This is a genomic window from Acidimicrobiales bacterium, from assembly GCA_035316325.1.
Classification (GTDB): Bacteria; Actinomycetota; Acidimicrobiia; order Acidimicrobiales; family VFJN01; genus DASXTK01.
Genome location: DATHJB010000088.1, coordinates 38,627 through 55,987, shown reverse-complemented (window position 1 = coordinate 55,987; position 17,361 = coordinate 38,627). Strand labels below are relative to the sequence as shown.

Below are 17,361 nucleotides of genomic sequence, written 5' to 3'. Positions count from 1 at the left end.
CGACGTCACCGACCGCGACGTCCTCTTCAAGGCCCACCGCCGGGCGGTGCGGGCGGCCGAGACGGCGATGCGCGAGGAGTTCGGGCTGGTCCCGACGTTGCCCTAGCCGTAGCCGGCTGGTTCCCCGGCAGGCTGGCGAGTCGTCTGTGGTCGTTCGGTTGCTCTCGAGTCGCTTGTGGTCGGTCTCCGACGTGTGATGTCGCGGGACATCGCTGACAGGTGTCTCGGGACTTCGCTGACGCTAGTTGGGTTTGGGTGGTTGGCCTGATGGCTGGTAGCGGCGGTTGGGGTTGATGGTGAGGCGTCGGATGAGGCCGGTCTGTCCGTGGATGGCGAGGTCGTGGTCTTGGGCGATGACGAGGACTTGTTGACCTCGCAGCGGGTAGCCGACGGCGATGGTCCAGCGTCGCCAGCCGATGTGCCCGGCGCTGGAGACGGTGTGCAGCGAACCACGTCGTGGTCCTGGGATCGCGGGTCCAGCGGGGGTGGCGGACTCGCTGGCAGACCAGCGCTGGTAGGGGGTGGCGCCATCGAGGGAGCTGTGGGGCCGATGGTGGTTGTAGTGGTGGCGCCAAACGTCGAGCTGGTCTTGGAGCTGGTCGTGGGTTCCAGCGCAGGGTTGGGTGCGGAGCCAGTTCTTGGTGGTCTGGTGGGAGCGTTCGAGCTTGCCGCAGGTCTGAGGGTGTCCGGGGCTGGAGAGCATGTGGTGGATTCCCAGGGCTCGTAGCTGGCGTTCGAAGTCCACGTCGCGGCCCCGGAACCGGCCGGTGAAGCACAGCCCGTTGTCGCTCATCACCCGGGCGGGCAGACCCCAATCAGCGACAGCGTGAGAGAAGGCATCCCAGGCAGCCTTGGCGGTGGGACCGGCAACGACCCTGGCGGCGACCAAGACCCGGGAATGGTCATCGAGTACGTCCATGATCCACACCTCCTGGCCATCAGCAAGCGCCCAGCACGTGGCGTCGATCTGCCAGGCGTCATTGGGACGGGGCCACTCGAAGCGCCGATACGACGACTTCGGGCGCTTGTCCGGCTGGGGGACCACCATGCCCCGGCGCACCAACGCCCGATGGATCGCCGACACCGACGGCACCACCTCGACATCGGGATCCCGGGCCAAGTGATACGCGATCGTCTGAGCCCCCTTATCGACCGGCAGCTCCTTACGCAGCCCCACGATGCGGTCCTCGATCTCCGCCGGTATCTGGCCTGGCGAACAATGAGGCCGACGTGAACGCTCCACCAGACCCGACGGGCCCTCCACCACCCAGCGGCGCCGGTACTTGTAGAAACTCTGCCGGGAGATACCCAGCTCCCGGCACAGCGCTGTCACATCCAGCGACAACCCGCTGGAGAACACCGCCAACAGCTTCGCTTCCATCGCAACCACCTTCCGGACAGCCATGGCCACGAGGCCTACCGCCCAACTCAGGTGTCAGCGATGTCCCGCCACATCCCTGTCAGCGATCTCACGACAGCCAACAAGTCGGAGACCGACCAGAAACGACTCGTCCTCGCCGGAACGACCAGAGATGACTCGCGACTTCGGGGAGGGTGGGGCGCGTAACTAACGTGGCCACTCGTGCCCACCCTCTCCGAAGCGGGCTCGAAGGAGCTGCTGGGCGGCTTCGGCGTGCCCTTCCCCGCAGAACACGTGGTGACGACCGCTGCCGACGCGGTGGTGGCCGCCGAAGCGGTCGGCTACCCGGTCGTGGTCAAGCTGGGGGGCGACGGGATCGCCCACAAGACCGAGCGCGGCCTGGTCCGCCTGAACCTCTCCGCCGCCGACGCCGTGCGGGAGGCGGCCGAGGCGCTGCTGGCCGCGGCCACGCCCGAGGACGGCGAGGTCCACCTCCTGGTCGCCCCCATGCTGCGGGCCACCCGGGAGCTCATCGCCGGCCTCCACCGTGACGAGCAGTTCGGCACCACCGTGATGCTGGGCGTGGGCGGGATCCTGGCCGAGGCCGTCGCCGACGTCGCCTTCCGGCTGGTGCCGATCACCCGCACCGACGCCGAGGAGATGATCGACGACCTGGCCACCCAGGCACTCCTCGGCGAGTTCCGGGGCGAGCCCGCGGTCGACCGGGACGCCGTCGCCGACGTGCTCCTGGGCCTCTCGCAGGCGGCGACCGAGCGGCCCGACGTCGCCTCCGCCGACCTGAACCCGCTGCTCATCGTCGACGGCCGCCCGATCGCCGTCGACGCCCTCGTCGAGCTGGAGCTGGAGCCCTCGTGACCCGCCACACCCCCGAGCAGTTCCGGGCCCTGTTCGACCCCCGGGCCGTGCTGGTCGCCGGCGCCTCCACGCACCCCGGCAAGTTCGGCTTCGTGGCCCTCCACAACATCCTGTCGTGCGGCTACCAGGGCGGTATCTACGCCACCAACCGCGACGGCGCCGAGGTCCTGGGCATCGCCACGGCCCGCGACGTCGCCGAGCTCCCCGACGGCGAGATCGACCTCGCGTTCGTCTGCACCCCCGCCGGCGCCAACCCCGAGCTCCTCAAGGCCTGCGCCGCCAAGGGCATCACCGCCGCCTTCATCGCCTCGGCCGGCTACGGCGAGGCAGGCGACGAGGGCCGCCGCGCCCAGGACGAGCTGGTCGCCCTGGCCGAGGAGCTGGGCATCCTGCTCGCCGGCCCCAACGGCCAGGGCGTGGTCTCGACCCCGGCCCAGCTGTGCGCGCAGATCGTCGGGCCCTACCCGCCGCGGGGGCGGATCGGCGTCGCCAGCCAGTCGGGCAACCTGGTCAGCGCCTTCCAGAACTACGCCGGTCAGACCGGCGTCGGCATCAGCCGAGCGGTGTCGGCCGGCAACGCCGCGGCGGTCGCGGTGCCCGACTTCCTCGAGTACTTCGCCACCGACCCCGAGACCGCGGTCGCCCTCGCCTACATCGAGGGCGTGGCCGTGGGGGAGGGGCGGGCCGTCTACGAGCGCCTGCGCCAGGTGTCCGAGCGGCTGCCGGTGGTGCTGGTGAAGGGCGGGCGCTCCGCCGACGGACAGCGGGCCGCGGCCAGCCACACCGGGTCGCTGGCCAGCGACGACCGCGTGTTCGACGGCATGGCCCGCCAGGCCGGCGTGCAGCGGGCGGCCACGGTGGAGCAGGCGTTCGACGTCGCCGCCACCTTCGCCACCCAGCCGCTGCCGCAGGGGAACCGGGTGGCCGTCGTGACCACGGCCGGGGGTTGGGGCGTCGCCACCGCCGATGCCCTCAGCCAGACGAGCCTCCAGCTGGCGGCCCTGCCCGACGACCTGCGGGCCGCGATCGACGAGCACCTGCCGCCCCGCTGGAGCCGCAACAACCCGATCGACCTGGCCGGCGGCGAGACCCGCGACACCGTGCCCGCCGTGCTCGACCTGGTGGCGGGCCACTCCGAGATCGACGCCGTGATCTTCCTGGGCATCGGCATCCAGTCGAACGAGGCCAAGCTCATGCGCCGGGGCCGCTTCTACCCGGACCACGGGCTCGAGCGCATCGTCGCCTACCACGAGCGCCAGGACGCCCGCTTCGCCCAGGCGGCCATCGAGGCCAGCGACCGCACCGGCAAGCCCGTGCTGGTGGCCACCGAGCTGGCCGTCGCCTCGCCCGACAACCCCGCCGTCGCCACCATGCGCGAGGCGGGCCGGCTGTGCCACGCCTCCGCCAACCGCGCCGTCGCCGCCCTCGACCACCTGTGGCAGCGCTCCCGCTGGCTCCAACGCCGCGGCCTTCCCCTCGGGTGAGCGACGCATGAGCGACGACACACCGCGGCACTTCGCCAAGGGCGCGACCCGGCGCACCCGACCGGCCGACCACCGGTCGGCGACGCCCGAGCCCCCGCCGTCCGACGTCGTGCCCCCGCGCCTGCGGGAGAGCGAACGCCTCCGGGAGCGGATGCGGGCCCAGCGCCTCAACGCCCCCGGGGACCTGCCGCCGCCGCCCGGGCGCCCCGCGCCGCCCCAGCCCGAACGGCGCCTGCCCGGCTGGGTGGTGCCGGTGCTGCTGGGGACGGTCGCCGTCGTCACCGCCACCGCAGCCTTCCTGCTGAACCGCAGCGACACCGCCACCGACGTCGCCGCCCCGACGCCCGTCACCCCGGTCCTCTCCGCCCGGCGGGTGCCCGAGCTGGTGGCGGCGCCCGTCGCCAGCCGCCGGCTGCAGGCCGACCTCTCGGCGTTCATGACCGGGTCGCCGGCCGACAGCTGCCTGGTCGTGCAGTCGGGCGGCGAGGCGCTGTTCGCGCAGAACCCCACCGTGCCGCTGGCCCCGGCGTCGAACCAGAAGCTGGTGACCGGCACCGCGGCGCTGCTGTCGATGGGCCCGGACGCCACCCTCGACACCGTCGCCAGCACCACGGCCGCCCCGGCGGGCGGGGTCGTGGAGGGCGACGTCTACGTCGTCGGCGGCGGCGACCCGGTGCTCACCACCGGCCCCTTCGCCCAGCAGCTCTACAAGGACCGGCCACCGTCGCTGGTCAACGACCCGGCCAAGCTCGCCGACGCCATCAAGGCCGCCGGCATCACCCGGATCACCGGCAGCATCGTCGGCGACGGCAGCCGCTACGACACCCAGCGCTTCCACCCCACCTGGCCGGAGCGCTACCAGCCCCAGAACGTGGTCGGCCAGCTCGGGGCGCTGATGATCGACGACGGGTACGAGGGCTTCCCGCCCCAGTACGAGGGCGAGCAGGCCCGCACCCCGGCGCCCGACGCGGCCGCCCACGCCGCCCTCAAGCTCACCACCCTGCTGCGGGAGCGGGGCGTGGCCGTCGACGGCGCACCCCGCAGCGGCACGGCCCCCGCGGGAGCGACGCTGACCACCGTGGCCACCCTGCCGTCGGCGCCGCTGGTCGACATCGTCGGCGAGATGCTGACCGAGAGCGACGACGACACCGCCGAGCTGCTCATGAAGGAGATCGGCAAGCGCGAGTCCGGCACCGGCACCTGGGACGCCGGGGTGGCCGCCACCGGCCAGCTGCTCAACGAGGCCGGGATCGACATGACCGGCGTCGAGGTCGTCGACGGCTCGGGCCTGTCGTACGACAACCGGACCACCTGCCAGTTCCTGACGAGCCTCCTCACCCGGCCCGACACGGGACCGCAGCTGGTGGAGCACTCGTCGGTGGCCGGCGAGACCGGCACCCTCCTCGCCGACTTCGACGGCACCCCCGTGGACGGCCGCATGCACGCCAAGACCGGCACGCTCAACACGGTGACGGCGCTGGCCGGCCGGGTCGATCCGCTGCAGGGCGGCAGCCTGGTGTTCTCCTACATCGCCAACGCCCCCTCGATCAGCGACAGCTCGGCGAGGGAGTGGCGCACGGGACTGGCGGAGATCCTGGTGGCCTACCCGCGCGGCGTCGACATCGCGGCCCTGCAGCCCGCCGCGGCCCCGTCGTGACCGCCCCGCGCCCGACCCGGGATCGCCGAGCGGGGGTCGTCGACGTGCTACAACGAGACCTCCGGTAGAGGGGATTTCGCGTTGCCCGAGAACAAGAGCGTGCCGCAGATCGTCAGCGAACTGTGGGTGCTGACGAAGGACTACGCACGTCAGGAGACGGTCGAACCGCTCAAGGGCGTCGGCCGTTACCTCGTGTACGGGTTCGCCGGCGTGGTGCTGGGCAGCATGGGCGTCGTCCTGCTGCTGCTGGCGATGCTGCGGGCCCTGCAGGAGCTCACCGGCAGCACGTTCGCGGGCAACTGGTCGTGGGTGCCGTACCTGCTGGTGCTGCTGACGGCCTCACTGCTCGGGGCCCTCGCCGCCAGCCGGATCGGGAAGCGGAACTAGGAGCCTCGAATGACTGACGTTGCCTCGGCCAACCGGCCCGTCACCCGCGACGACCTCGAGTCCAAGCTCCGCGAGGTCTACGGCGGTGCCCAGGAGGGGATCGCCTCCACGAAGAACACGGTCGTGAGCATCGGCGTGGTGCTCGGCCTGGTCCTGCTGGTGATCACCTTCCTGCTCGGCGTGCGCGGTGGCAAGAAGAAGACCACCATCGTCGAGATCCGCCGGGTCTGAGGCTCCGATGGCACGTCGCCGCTCCTCCTCCCGCACCGACAACCTGCTGGGCCTGCTGCAGTCGCGCGGCGTCCAGCGGGGCGTGCTCGGCAGCTCCCGCAGCTGGTTCTGGATCGCCGTCGCGGCCTGGGTGCTGCGCCGCCTCCGCCGTGTCGTCGGCAGCGAGCCCGAGCTGGTCTTCCGGGGCGAGATCAAGCCCGGCCAGGCCATCCGTATCGACCACACCACCGAGATCTACGGCACCCCCAAGCGCTAAGGCGCCTCTCGGGCCACGTGGAGTCCCTCGGCATCGACCCAGGCGAAGCGCCCGTCACCCGGCGCGCCGAGGTCGGGGTCCGGGTCCATCGGCGCCAGTTGGCGGTTGCCGGCGAGGTCGCACGGGGTGGTGAAGTCCTCGCCGTAGCGGAAGGGCGGATCGGCGCCGTCGAGGTAGTCGACCTTGTTGGTGCCGATGCACCAGCCGACGGCGTCCTCGAGCACCTCGATCGCCTCGCCAGCGGCCACGTCGACGGCGACCCGGGAGCCGTCGTCGCGGACGAGCGTGAAGGCCGTCGGGGTCAGACGGGTCAGCGGCTTCGTGTCGTCGCTGAGCGCCGAGGCCGGCCCGAGCGGCACGGTCCAGGTGGTCGCCCCTGTCGCCGGGTCGAAGCCCTCCATCACCGCGTCCGTGACCACGGTCCGCACGATCGAGCCGTCCTCGAGGTGGTAGGTGCCGGTCATGCGGCAGCGGATCCACGGCTCGGCGCCGTCGACCCGAAGGCTCATGCCCCACAGGCGGCTGCCGCAGGTGGGAGCGCCCTCGGCCACCCACCGGGTCTCGCCGGTCGCGGCGTCGACACCGGCCATGTACTGCGGGACGAACGCCAGCTCACCGGTGTCCGGCCACTCCTGCCGGGAGCCGAGCCAGCCGACCAGCAGCCCCTCGTGCTCCTGCCACTGCCACCCGCCGTCGGAGGTGACGTCCCGGCCCTGGAACAGCTCGGCCGGCGGCCGCTGCCAGGTCACCTGGCCGTCGACCACCCGGGCGACCTGCTCGTCGCCGTCACCCCGCAGGTCGTAGAGACCCGCCGCCAGCTCCCGGCCGTCGAGCTGGTCGGTCCGGCCGACCGCGCCCGTCGCGGCGTCGACCTGCCACAGCGACCCGGCGTCGGAGTCGTAGGCGGTCACGCACAGCTGGCCCGGCAGGTCGGGACAGATCTCCAGCACGTCGCCGAACCCCTCCGACGACGCCTCGGTGATCCACGCCGGTTCGCCGGTGGCGACGTCGACGGCCTCGATCGCGGCGGTCTCCGTCCCCCGGGCGACCATGTGGAAGGCGAGGCGGTCGTCCGCGGTGACCGGGATGCCGACGCCATTGGTGACGAACGACGCCGTCGACTCCCGGCGCCACGCCTCGACGCCCGTCGTGGCCTCGTACGCCGTGAGCCAGAGGCCCCCGTCCGCAGCGACGTAGGCCACCAGCCGCTCACCCACCAGCACCGGCCGGGACGCGAACCGGACGCCCGAGGTCGACCACATCAGGTCCATCGGCCGGGGCGGGGCCGTCGTCGTCGTGGTGGTCGCCTCCACCACGACGCGGTCGAACACCGACCCGTCACCGCTGCTGCAGCCGCCGACGAACAGCATCGCCAACACCAGACCCGCCCGCCGCGGTCCCCACGCCATGGGCACGTTTCTAGCCGGTGTCGGGGGCGGGCGTCCGGCACGCGACAATGGGCGCGTCATGAAGGTCGTGTTGCGCAACCCCCGCCGTGAGCTCGACGTGCCCGGGCCGATCACCGTCACCAAGCTGCTGGGCAACCTGGAGCTGAACCGGGAGTCGGTGCTGGTGATCCGGGGCGACACGCTGGTGCCGGGCGACGCCCTGCTCGACGACGCCGACGTCGTCGAGATCCGCCCGGTCATCTCCGGAGGCGCCGAATGAAGTGCACGGTGTGCCGCGGGCCGGCCGTGATCGACCTGCGGCGCCACAACTCCAACTTCTGCGCCGAGCACATGGTGCGGTTCTGCCGCGACCAGGTGGCCAAGGCGATCCACGACCACCGGATGATCGAGCCGGGGGAGCGGGTGCTGGTCGCCATCTCCGGCGGCAAGGACAGCCTGGCGCTCTGGGACATCCTGCTGGAGCTCGGCTACCCCGCCGAGGGCATGACCATCGGCCTCGGCATCGGCGACTACAGCGAGCACAGCACCGCCACCAGCGTCGCCTTCGCCGAGGAGCGGGGCCTGAAGCTCCACCTCGTCGACCTGCGCGACGAGTACGACTACGACATCCCGACCGCCAGCAAGGTCACCCGCCGGGTGCCGTGCTCGGCGTGCGGCCTGTCGAAGCGCCACCTGTTCGACAAGTCCGCGCTCGACGGCGGCTACGACGTGGTCGCCACCGGCCACAACCTCGACGACGAGGCCGCCGTGCTCCTGGGCAACACGCTCCACTGGCAGACCGAGTACCTGGGCCGCCAGCAGCCGGTGCTCCCCGCGTCGCCAGGGTTCCCCCGCAAGGTGAAGCCGCTGGTCCGCCTGGGCGAGCGGGAGACCGCCGCCTACTGCGTGCTGCGCGGCATCGACTACGTGGTGGAGGAGTGCCCCATGGCCGAGGGCAACCGGCACCTCCGCTACAAGGAGGCGCTCAACATCATCGAGGCGGCCTCGCCCGGCGCCAAGCGCGACTTCTACTTCGGCTTCCTGGCCCGGGCCGCCGACCGCTTCCAGCCCGAGGCCCAGGAGGCGAAGAGCGAGCTGGTCGCCTGCGAGCACTGCGGTGCCCCGACGCCCACCAGCCCCTGCGCCTTCTGCCGCCTCGTGGATCGCACCGCCGGCCACGAGCCCGTGCCGGTCGAGCTGGTCCGCAAGCGCTACGCCCGGGGTCGTGGCCGATGAGCCGCCTCCTGCGCGCCGGCGAGCAGGTGATGCTGGTCGACGCCAAGCGCCGCCGCTACCTGATCACCCTGGCCGAGGGCGGCGAGTTCCACAGTCACGTGGGCGTGCTGCCCCACAGCGACCTCATCGGCCAGCCCGAGGGCGTGAGCGTGCGCTCCAGCGGCGGCGGCCGGCTGCTGGCGATCCGGCCCACCCTGTCGGACTTCGTGTTCAAGATGCCCCGGGGCGCCCAGGTCATCTATCCCAAGGACCTCGGCCCGATCCTCATGCTGGCCGACATCTTCCCCGGCGCCCGGGTGCTGGAGTCGGGCGTCGGCTCGGGCGCCCTGTCGATGACGCTGCTGCGGGCCGGCGCCGAGATCACCGGCTACGAGCTGCGGGAGGACTTCGCGGCCCGGGCGGTCCGCAACGTCACCACGTTCCTGGGCGAGCAGGCCGCCGCCCGCTACGACGTGGAGCTGCGCGACGCCTACGACGGCATCGACGTCGACGACCTCGACCGTGTGGTCCTCGACCTGCCCGAGCCGTGGCGGGTGGTCGACCACGCCGCCAAGGCACTGCACCCCGGCGGCATCCTCGTGGCCTACACGCCGCAGATCACCCAGGCCGCCCAGCTGCGGGAGGCCCTGGACGGCGGTGGCTTCGGCCTCACCGAGACGGTCGAGGTGCTCCACCGGGGCTGGCACATCGAGGGGCTGTCCGTGCGTCCCGACCATCGGATGGTCGCGCACACGGGCTTCCTGACGAGCGCGCGTCTGCTCAAATAGCGGCCCATCGGAAGACGTCCCTTCGGAAGAGACAGGCAGGCCGTCCCGTGAACCTCCTCGACGTCGTCCTCGTGGTGATCGGCGTGTGCGCCGCGGTCGGCGGCTACCGCCTGGGCCTCGTGGCCAAGCTCATCTCGTGGCTCGGCCTGGCCCTCGGCCTGCTCCTCGGCTACGCGGTGCTGCCGGGCCTGCTGGAACGGCTCGAGGACGCCAGCCAGCCCAGCCTGGTGCTGGTGGCGGTGGCGACCCTGCTGGGCGCCGGCCTGATCGGGCAGGGCCTGGCGCTGACGCTGGGCAGCAAGCTGAACATCGAGGTGCCGACGGGACCGGCCCGCCAGGTCGACCGGGGGGTGGGCGCGGTGGTGGGCTGCTTCAGCGTGCTGGTGGGCCTGTGGCTGCTGATCCCGATCCTCACGTCGGAGCGGGGCTGGCCGGCCGAGCAGGCCTACGGCTCGTCCATCACCCGCGAGGTGCACGACTGGTTCCCGGAGCCGCCGGACACGATGAAGGCGCTGCGCTGGATCATCGGTGACGACGCCTTCCCGCTGGTGTTCGGCGGCCTGCAGGAGGCCCCCGACCTGGCGGCGCCACCGGAGGCCAGCGGGCTGACCGAGTCGGTCGCCGAGACCGCGGTGCGCTCCACGGTGAAGGTGCAGGGCGTGGCCTGCCGGCGGGTCCAGGAGGGCAGCGGCTTCGTGGTGCAGCCGGGCCTGATCGTCACCAACGCCCACGTCGTCGCCGGCGAGGACGACACCCAGGTGCAGCTCCACGACGGCTCCTCCCGCGACGCCACCGTCGTCGCCTACGACTCGCGGCGCGACATCGCCGTGCTGCGGGTCGACGGCCTCGACGTGCCGCCGCTCGCCCTGCGCGACGCCGACGTGGGCGACGTGGGCGGCGTGTTCGGCCATCCGGGCGGCGGCCAGCTGGAGGTGAGCCCGTTCGAGGTGGCCGAGGAGATCACCGCAGTCGGCAACGACGTGTACGACCGGGAGGAGTCACGCCGCCAGGTGCTGGTGCTGGCGTCGAACCTGGCGCCCGGCGACTCGGGCGGGGCGCTGATCGACCCGCAGGGCGACGTGGTGGGCCTGGCGTTCGCGGTGGCCCCCGACAAGAGCGGGGTGGCCTACGCGCTGGCGCTGGAGGAGGTGCGGGCCGTGCTGTCCGGCGACCTCTCGGCCGAGCGCGACACCGGCGACTGCCTCGGCTGATCTCCCGGCGAAACCTCGACAGAACTGGTGGCTATGGCGCCATCTCTGTCGAGGTTTCGATCGACCGTGGGGTCAGTCGACCTCGATGAAGATGCACTCGCCGGGGCACTCCTCGGCGGCCTCGATGGTCGCCTCTTCCTGACCGGCGGGGACGACCGCCAGGCCCTCGGCGCCACCGGGGTCGGCGAACACCTTGTCGCCTTCCTTGACGTAGGCCAGGCCATCGTCCAGCAAGGTGAAGACGTCGGGTGCGATCTCCTCGCAGAGACCGTCGCCGGTGCAGAGATCCTGATCGATCCAGACCTTCATGCTGTTGCTGTGCTCCTGGCTAGATGACGTCCAGAGTCCGAAACCGCAGCGTAGTCGAAGGGTTGATAAACAAGGCAAACCCGATAGAAATTCGTCTGTGTCGGCTCATCAGGTAATGGTGCCGCCGGGCGGTGGTGCCGGTGTAGGGTCGAAAATACAGGTACGCCCCCGGGTCGAACCCTTGGTCGGAGGAGGTGATCGTGGTCGCTGAGCGAGAGAACGAGCCCCGTCCGTCCACCCAGGATGCGGAGACGGTACGCACGCTCGAAGAGGAGATCCTGGCGCTGCGGCGTCGGTTGCAGGATGCTCCCAAGAGGGTCCGCACCCTCGAGGAACGGCTGTTGGAGACCAAGGGCCAGCTGGCCCAGGCGGTCGCCCAGAACGAGAAGCTGACCTACACCCTCCGTGAGGCGCGCGACCACATCGCGGCCCTGCGTGAGGAGGTCGACAAGCTCACCCAGCCGCCGTCCGCCTACGGCACGCTGCTCGGCCGCAACGACGACGGCACCGTCGACGTCTACTCCGGCGGCCGGAAGATGCGCGTCGCCGTCCACCCGGCGCTCGACGAGGAGGAGCTCGTGCGGGGCGGCGAGGTCGTCCTCAACGAGTCGCTCAACGTCGTGCTCTCCCGCACGCCCGACACCAACGGTGAGGTCGTCACCCTCAAGGAGACGCTCGAGGACGGTCGCCGCGCCATCATCGTCGGCCGGGCCGACGAGGAGCGGGTGGTCGACATCAGTGCCGCCCTCGCCGAGGAGAAGATCCGCAGCGGCGACTCGCTGCTGATGGACCCCCGGTCGGGCCTGCTGCTGGAGAAGCTGCCCCGCGCCGAGGTCGAGGACCTGGTGCTCGAAGAGGTGCCCGACGCGGCCTACTCCGACATCGGCGGCCTCGACGAGCAGATCGAGCAGATCGCCGACGCGGTCGAGCTGCCGTTCCTCCACCAGGAGCTCTTCGCCGAGCACAAGCTGCCCGCCCCCAAGGGCATCCTGCTCTACGGCCCTCCGGGCTGCGGCAAGACGCTCATCGCCAAGGCGGTGGCCAACAGCCTGGCCAAGAAGGTGGCCTCGGTCACCGGCGACGAGGGCGGCAAGAGCTACTTCCTCAACATCAAGGGCCCCGAGCTGCTCAACAAGTACGTGGGCGAGACCGAGCGGCAGATCCGCCTGGTCTTCCAGCGTGCTCGCGAGAAGTCCGAGGAGGGCTGGCCGGTCATCGTGTTCTTCGACGAGATGGACTCGATGTTCCGCACCCGCGGCTCGGGCATCAGCTCCGACGTCGAGTCGACCATCGTCCCGCAGCTGCTGGCCGAGATCGACGGCGTCGAGTCGCTGAAGAACGTCATCGTGATCGGCGCCTCCAACCGTGAGGACCTGATCGACCCCGCCATCCTGCGCCCGGGCCGCCTCGACGTGAAGATCAAGATCGAGCGGCCCAACGAGATCTCGGCCACGCAGATCTTCGGCCGCTACCTCACCGTCGACCTGCCGCTCGGCCCCGATGCCGTGCAGGACCTCGGTGGGGGCGACGCCGCCAAGTGCGTGCAGGCGATGATCGAGCGCACGGTCGACGAGATGTACCGCACCGACTCGGACAACGAGTTCCTCGAGGTCACCTACCAGAACGGTGACAAAGAGGTCATGTACTTCAAGGACTTCGCGTCCGGAGCCATGATCGAGAACATCGTGCGGCGGGCCAAGAAGCTGGCCATCAAGCGCCACCTCGCCGGGGGCGTGAAGGGCATCGTGCTCGAGGACATGATCGCCTCGATCCACCAGGAGTACAAGGAGCACGAGGACCTGCCCAACACCACGAACCCGGACGACTGGGCGAAGATCTCCGGCAAGAAGGGCGAGCGCATCGTCTACGTGCGCACCATCGTCAACCGCGAGGGTTCCGGCAACGGCGGCCGGGCGATCGAGCGGGTCGCCACCGGTCAGTACCTGTAGCGACCAGGTTCCTGCGAGCGGCGCCCGACTTCCGGTCGGGCGCCGTTGCGCGTCCCGGGTCGGGTCAGGCGTTCCCGCAGGAGGTCAGGGCCGCGTCGAAGTTGCCGGGGAGGTCGGCCTCCTCGGCGGCGTACGCCACCTGGAGGGCGGCGTCGTAGCCGAGCGCGCCGACCACGCAGTCGGCCTGGTCGAACGCGGTGTCGAGGTCGAGGCCGCCGAGCTCCACGGCCTCCACGGTGAGCTGCGAGCGCAGGGCCGGCAGCTGCAGGACGTCGAGGGCCCGGTCGTTGATGTCGACCGCGTCGTCGCCGGGGTCACACGATTCGACGAACGGGGTGTCGCCTTCGTCGACGACGCGGGCACCGTTGGCGGCCGGGGCGGCGTCGGTCCACTCCTCCAGGGTGTCGGCCACCTGGGTGGCGTCGCCGGTGCTGTCGCTGTCGACGGCGAAGCGCACGCAGGTGCGGTCGTCGTCTTCGTAGGTGACCCAGCGGCCGTTGCCCCAGCCGTCGGCGGCCTCCAGGGCGACGACCGGGTCGATGCGCTCGGCCAGCACCACGTAGAGGTCGACGGCGTCGAAGACGCCCTCCTCGGTGGGCTCGTCGATGCCGTCGGGCAGCGGCGGTGCGTCCAGCTCGGTGGGCTCCGCGGGGCCGTCGGCAGCGAGGTAGGAGCGGGGGTCGAGCATGTGCTCGCCGGTGGCCGGCAGCTGGTCGAAGGCGTCGTCCACGGCGCCGTTGCCGCCCTCGGCCGCGATCAGGCTCACCAGCGGCTGGCCCAGCACGTAGGGCACGATGCCGAACGCCTGCAGCGCGGCCGGGATGTCACCCAGGTCGTCCTGGGAGGCCTCGAACCCCTCGTTGTAGGTCTCGACGTACTCGTCGAACTCGGCCTGGCCGAGGCTCTCGACGTAGGCGTTCTCGACGCGGACGGCGTCGCCCTCGACCAGCGCCAGGTAGCCGGTGAAGGCGTCGTCGACGGCGGCCTCGTCGTCGGGGTCGATGCCCTGCTGCAGCTCCTCCAGGTCGAACTGCTGGTCCTGGAGCACGTGGGTGAGCTCGTGCACGAGCGTGACGCGCAGGTCGACGGCCAGCTCGGTGCCCCGGACCACCACCCGCTCGGTGACGACGTCGTAGTAGGCGAGGGTGCCGGCGTCGGCCAGGTCGTTCTGGGCCTCGACCGGGTCGAGGTCGCCGCTGGCCAGGCCGAGCGCCCGGAGGAACGCCACCTGCCGGTCGAGCGACTCGGTCTCCTCCTCGGTGAGATCACCGGCGTCGACCCGCACGGCGTCGGAGTACTCGTCGGCGCTGAGGAAGTCGACGGGGACGGGGTGGTCGAACTGCAGGTCGCGCTGGTCCTCCACGAAGGCGACCAGGTCGGCGACCCGGGGGTCCCACTCGTCGGGGTAGTCGCCGCTGCTGTTGCGGGCGTAGATCACCACGCTCACCGCCGCGATCACGACGACCGTGCACAGCACCGCGCCCAGCCACAGCGGCAGGGGCGACTTCTTCGCCGGCGCCCAGTAGGGCGGCGTCCCCGGTGGCGGGGCCGGCGCCCCGGGCCACATCGGCCCCGGTGGAGGCGGCGGGGCGGCACGTGCCGGCGGTGGGGGGCCGGGACGGGCCGCGGTCGGCGGCGGATCCTCGGGGCCCCAGATGGTCTCGCGTGCAGGGCGGGCGGGCGGAGGTGGCGGCGGGGGAGGGGGCGGTGGTGCCCCGCCGTTGGCCCGGGGTGGCGGCTCGGTGGAGCCGGGCTCGGCCCAGGGGCTCGCCGGCTCACGGGGGTCGTCGGTGGGTGGGTAGTCGCTCACGCCCGTCCTTGCATCAGTGCACCACTGCGCTGTCGTGACCGGGGAGTCTGGCCGCTCCCCGCTCCGATTGCTCCGCACTAGCGTTCGGGGCCGTGGCCCTCGCCCTGACCGAGACGAAGGAGGGTCGGCTCGCGATCATCGTGGCCATCGCCGGGACCATGCTCGTGGGCGGGTCGCTGGTCAACGTGCTGGGCAACAACGCCGCCGACTCTGCGGCCGACGACGTGCGGGCCGCCCTGCGCACCGAGCTCGGGGAGCTGCCCGACGACGCCGAGCTCACCTTCCCGGTCGACCCGGAGCCCATCGAGTCGGCCGTCGACCGGGCCGTCGACACCCGGGACGGGCGGCTCGTCGCCGTCGGCCGGCCCGACGAGCACCGGGACCTCACGGTCGTAAAGGTCGAGACCGGCTGGACGTGGTGGCTCCGCTGCATCCGGGTCGAGCTGCGCGGCCAGGGCACGGTCCTGACCCACGTCGCCTCCGGCCCCTGCTGAAGCGTGAATGTCATGACATCGGCTGTGACTATCCGCGCAACTCCTTCGAGGGCGGACTCTTCCCTGTGCGGCCGGGGGTAACGTCGTCCCGTGGCCCTGCGGAAGATCATCGGCGTCGAGACCGAGTACGGCATCCTGGTGCGAGGAGCCGCGGAGTCGAACCCGATCGCGGCCTCCTCGGTTCTCATCAACGCCTACGTGCAGGAGCTGGCGCGCGCCGGCGCCGGCACGCGCACCAGCCCCCGGGTCGGGTGGGACTTCGAGGACGAGCACCCCGACATCGACGCCCGCGGCTTCACCGCCGAGACCGCGCTGGCCCCCGAGGTCGAGACCCACCTGGTGAACGCGGTGCTCACCAACGGCGCCCGCTACTACGTCGACCACGCCCACCCCGAGCTGTCGACCCCCGAGTGCGCCGACCCGCGGTCGATCGTGGTGTTCGACAAGGCGGCCGAGATCGTGCTGCAACGCTCGATGCTGGCGGCGAAGTCGCTGCTGCCGCCGGGCGAGGAGATCGTCGTCTACAAGAACAACTCCGACCGCAAGGGCAACTCCTACGGCACCCACGAGAACTACCTCATGGACCGCCAGGTGCCGTTCTCGCGGATCGTGATGCACGTGATGCCGCACTTCATCTCGCGGCAGGTGTACACGGGTGCCGGCAAGGTCGGCACCGAAGCGGCGGGCCTCACCAGTGACGACGTGCCGTTCCAGCTCACCCAGCGGGCCGACTTCTTCGAGGAGGAGGTCGGGCTGGAGACCACGCTCAAGCGCCCCATCGTCAACACCCGCGACGAGCCCCACGCCGACGCCCAGCGCTACCGGCGGCTCCACGTCATCGTCGGCGATGCGAACCTGGCCGAGGTGGCGACGTTCCTGAAGGTGGGCGTCACCGCGCTGGTCCTGTCGATGATCGAGGACGAGTTCCTGCCGCGCGACCTCACGCTCGCCACGCCGGTGCAGGCGCTGCGCCAGGTGTCCTACGACCTGTCGCTGCGGAAGCCGCTCGAGCTGGCCGACGGGACGACGATGACCGCGGTCGAGATGCAGTGGGAGTACCTCGACCGGGCCAAGAAGTACGCCGAGGAGCACGGCCTCGACTGCCTGGGAGCGCCCGAGATCGGCGCCGAGGTGCTGCGCCGCTGGGAGGACGTGCTCGGCCAGCTCGAGTCCGACTTCCTGGGGCTCGCCAACCAGCTCGACTGGGTGGCCAAGTACCGCCTGATGCAGGGCTACCGCGAGCGTCACGGGATCGAGTGGGACGATGCCAAGCTGGCGGCGATGGACCTCCAATACCACGACCTGCGCGCCGAGAAGAGCCTGGCGGCACGGGTCGGCCTCGAGCGTCTGACCGACGACCGTGAGGTGCTGGCGGCGGTGTTCGAGCCGCCCACCGACACCCGTGCCTACTTCCGGGGCAAGTGCCTGCAACGCTGGGCCGACCAGATCGTCGCGGCGAACTGGGACTCGATGGTCTTCGACGTCGGCGGCGACCCGCTGCGCCGGGTTCCCATGATGGACCCGACACGTGGAACGGAGGCGCACGTAGGTAGGTTGATGGACGAGTGCACCAGTCCGGCGGAGTTGTTGGACCGGCTGGGGCAGTAGCGATAGGGAACGAGGAACAGGCGACATGGCTGAGCGAGAGCAGAAGAAGAAGTCCGCCCCCGCTCGTGAAGAGGAAGTCGTCGAAGAAGCGCCGGCGACCTCCGATCAGGGCGAGAAGATTAAGGCCGAACTCGACGACCTACTCGAAGAGATAGACGAAGTCCTGGAGTCGAACGCCGAGGATTTCGTGAAGTCCTACGTCCAAAAGGGCGGGCAGTAGCACGAAATGCCCTGAAAGTCCGACTACCCTACCCTCCTGAACAAGGTCGTTCGGGAGGGTGCGTTGTCGGTCAAGAACTGCAGGGTCTGCCAGCTTCCACCTGGATCACGACCATGTG

Annotated in this window: 18 protein-coding genes; 14 read left to right on the top strand and 4 right to left on the bottom strand. The window is 71.2% G+C overall.

Annotation, left to right across the window (positions count from 1 at the left end; translation table 11 throughout):
- Positions 1-241 precede the first annotated feature (241 nt).
- A complete protein-coding gene (locus VK611_12850) occupies positions 242-1,381 on the bottom strand; it encodes an IS481 family transposase (GenBank protein HMG42218.1) in 1,140 nt (379 codons plus the stop codon).
- 201 nt (positions 1,382-1,582) lie between these two features.
- On the opposite strand from VK611_12850, the gene VK611_12845 reads away from it, so the two are divergent.
- The 6 genes from VK611_12845 to VK611_12820 all read left to right on the top strand — a co-directional run bounded on the left by VK611_12845 (position 1,583) and on the right by VK611_12820 (position 6,251).
- Complete coding sequence (locus VK611_12845) at positions 1,583-2,236, top strand: acetate--CoA ligase family protein (GenBank protein HMG42217.1); 654 nt, start codon at positions 1,583-1,585, stop codon at positions 2,234-2,236.
- Positions 2,233-3,720, top strand: a complete 1,488-nt coding sequence (locus VK611_12840; protein HMG42216.1) for a CoA-binding protein — start codon at positions 2,233-2,235, stop codon at positions 3,718-3,720. Before VK611_12845 ends, VK611_12840 begins: the two co-directional genes overlap by 4 nt.
- 7 nt (positions 3,721-3,727) lie before the next feature.
- A complete protein-coding gene (gene dacB, locus VK611_12835; GenBank protein ID HMG42215.1) occupies positions 3,728-5,377 on the top strand; it encodes a D-alanyl-D-alanine carboxypeptidase/D-alanyl-D-alanine-endopeptidase in 1,650 nt (549 codons plus the stop codon).
- An 81-nt stretch (positions 5,378-5,458) separates the two neighbouring features.
- Positions 5,459-5,764 carry a hypothetical protein gene (locus VK611_12830; GenBank protein ID HMG42214.1) on the top strand — a complete coding sequence of 102 codons (306 nt, stop codon included), beginning with the start codon at positions 5,459-5,461 and terminating at the stop codon, positions 5,762-5,764.
- Between the two features lie 9 nt (positions 5,765-5,773).
- Positions 5,774-5,995 carry a hypothetical protein gene (locus VK611_12825; GenBank protein HMG42213.1) on the top strand — a complete coding sequence of 74 codons (222 nt, stop codon included), beginning with the start codon at positions 5,774-5,776 and terminating at the stop codon, positions 5,993-5,995.
- Positions 5,996-6,002: 7 nt separating this feature from the next.
- A complete protein-coding gene (locus tag VK611_12820; protein HMG42212.1) occupies positions 6,003-6,251 on the top strand; it encodes a hypothetical protein in 249 nt (82 codons plus the stop codon).
- Here VK611_12820 and VK611_12815 read toward each other — a convergent pair.
- A complete protein-coding gene (locus tag VK611_12815) occupies positions 6,248-7,660 on the bottom strand; it encodes a hypothetical protein (protein HMG42211.1) in 1,413 nt (470 codons plus the stop codon). The two genes, VK611_12820 and VK611_12815, sit on opposite strands and share 4 nt — an antisense overlap.
- 58 nt (positions 7,661-7,718) lie before the next feature.
- Here VK611_12815 and VK611_12810 point away from each other — a divergent pair, with 58 nt between their 5' ends.
- Genes VK611_12810 through VK611_12795 form a run of 4 tightly spaced genes read left to right on the top strand, consistent with a single transcriptional unit; the run spans position 7,719 to position 10,853 of the window.
- Positions 7,719-7,919, top strand: a complete 201-nt coding sequence (locus VK611_12810; protein ID HMG42210.1) for a MoaD/ThiS family protein — start codon at positions 7,719-7,721, stop codon at positions 7,917-7,919.
- Positions 7,916-8,875, top strand: coding sequence for a tRNA(Ile)-lysidine synthetase (locus VK611_12805; GenBank protein ID HMG42209.1), 960 nt, complete (start codon positions 7,916-7,918; stop codon positions 8,873-8,875). Before VK611_12810 ends, VK611_12805 begins: the two co-directional genes overlap by 4 nt.
- Positions 8,872-9,642 (top strand): tRNA (adenine-N1)-methyltransferase, encoded by a 771-nt coding sequence (locus VK611_12800; protein ID HMG42208.1) that lies wholly within the window; start codon positions 8,872-8,874, stop codon positions 9,640-9,642. The genes VK611_12805 and VK611_12800 overlap by 4 nt, the downstream gene beginning before the upstream one ends.
- Before the next feature lie 47 nt (positions 9,643-9,689).
- Complete coding sequence (locus VK611_12795) at positions 9,690-10,853, top strand: MarP family serine protease (protein ID HMG42207.1); 1,164 nt, start codon at positions 9,690-9,692, stop codon at positions 10,851-10,853.
- 72 nt (positions 10,854-10,925) lie between these two features.
- On the opposite strand, the gene VK611_12790 is transcribed toward VK611_12795, so the two are convergent.
- A complete protein-coding gene (locus VK611_12790; GenBank protein HMG42206.1) occupies positions 10,926-11,162 on the bottom strand; it encodes a ferredoxin in 237 nt (78 codons plus the stop codon).
- Positions 11,163-11,362: 200 nt separating this feature from the next.
- Between VK611_12790 and arc the strand changes: the two genes are divergently transcribed.
- Positions 11,363-13,111: a proteasome ATPase gene (gene arc, locus VK611_12785; protein HMG42205.1), complete on the top strand. Its 1,749-nt coding sequence runs from the start codon at positions 11,363-11,365 to the stop codon at positions 13,109-13,111.
- Between the two features lie 64 nt (positions 13,112-13,175).
- Here the strand turns inward: arc and VK611_12780 are convergent, their stop codons facing one another.
- A complete protein-coding gene (locus VK611_12780; protein ID HMG42204.1) occupies positions 13,176-14,921 on the bottom strand; it encodes a hypothetical protein in 1,746 nt (581 codons plus the stop codon).
- A gap of 92 nt (positions 14,922-15,013) precedes the next feature.
- Here VK611_12780 and VK611_12775 point away from each other — a divergent pair, with 92 nt between their 5' ends.
- The 3 genes from VK611_12775 to VK611_12765 all read left to right on the top strand — a co-directional run bounded on the left by VK611_12775 (position 15,014) and on the right by VK611_12765 (position 17,243).
- Positions 15,014-15,415: a hypothetical protein gene (locus VK611_12775; GenBank protein HMG42203.1), complete on the top strand. Its 402-nt coding sequence runs from the start codon at positions 15,014-15,016 to the stop codon at positions 15,413-15,415.
- 90 nt (positions 15,416-15,505) lie between these two features.
- Positions 15,506-17,023: a depupylase/deamidase Dop gene (dop, locus tag VK611_12770; protein HMG42202.1), complete on the top strand. Its 1,518-nt coding sequence runs from the start codon at positions 15,506-15,508 to the stop codon at positions 17,021-17,023.
- A gap of 25 nt (positions 17,024-17,048) precedes the next feature.
- Positions 17,049-17,243 carry a ubiquitin-like protein Pup gene (locus VK611_12765; GenBank protein HMG42201.1) on the top strand — a complete coding sequence of 65 codons (195 nt, stop codon included), beginning with the start codon at positions 17,049-17,051 and terminating at the stop codon, positions 17,241-17,243.
- Positions 17,244-17,361: the final 118 nt, after the last annotated feature.

Excerpts from the sequence above, each read along its gene's own strand:
- VK611_12850 (HMG42218.1), bottom strand. The coding sequence starts at position 1,381 with ATGGAAGCGAAGCTGTTGGCGGTGTTCTCCAGCGGGTTGTCGCTGGAT.
- dacB (HMG42215.1), top strand. The coding sequence starts at position 3,728 with ATGAGCGACGACACACCGCGGCACTTCGCCAAGGGCGCGACCCGGCGC.
- VK611_12825 (HMG42213.1), top strand. The coding sequence starts at position 5,774 with ATGACTGACGTTGCCTCGGCCAACCGGCCCGTCACCCGCGACGACCTC.
- VK611_12820 (HMG42212.1), top strand. The coding sequence starts at position 6,003 with ATGGCACGTCGCCGCTCCTCCTCCCGCACCGACAACCTGCTGGGCCTG.
- VK611_12815 (HMG42211.1), bottom strand. The coding sequence starts at position 7,660 with ATGGCGTGGGGACCGCGGCGGGCGGGTCTGGTGTTGGCGATGCTGTTC.
- VK611_12810 (HMG42210.1), top strand. The coding sequence starts at position 7,719 with ATGAAGGTCGTGTTGCGCAACCCCCGCCGTGAGCTCGACGTGCCCGGG.
- VK611_12805 (HMG42209.1), top strand. The coding sequence starts at position 7,916 with ATGAAGTGCACGGTGTGCCGCGGGCCGGCCGTGATCGACCTGCGGCGC.
- VK611_12800 (HMG42208.1), top strand. The coding sequence starts at position 8,872 with ATGAGCCGCCTCCTGCGCGCCGGCGAGCAGGTGATGCTGGTCGACGCC.
- VK611_12790 (HMG42206.1), bottom strand. The coding sequence starts at position 11,162 with ATGAAGGTCTGGATCGATCAGGATCTCTGCACCGGCGACGGTCTCTGC.
- VK611_12765 (HMG42201.1), top strand. The coding sequence starts at position 17,049 with ATGGCTGAGCGAGAGCAGAAGAAGAAGTCCGCCCCCGCTCGTGAAGAG.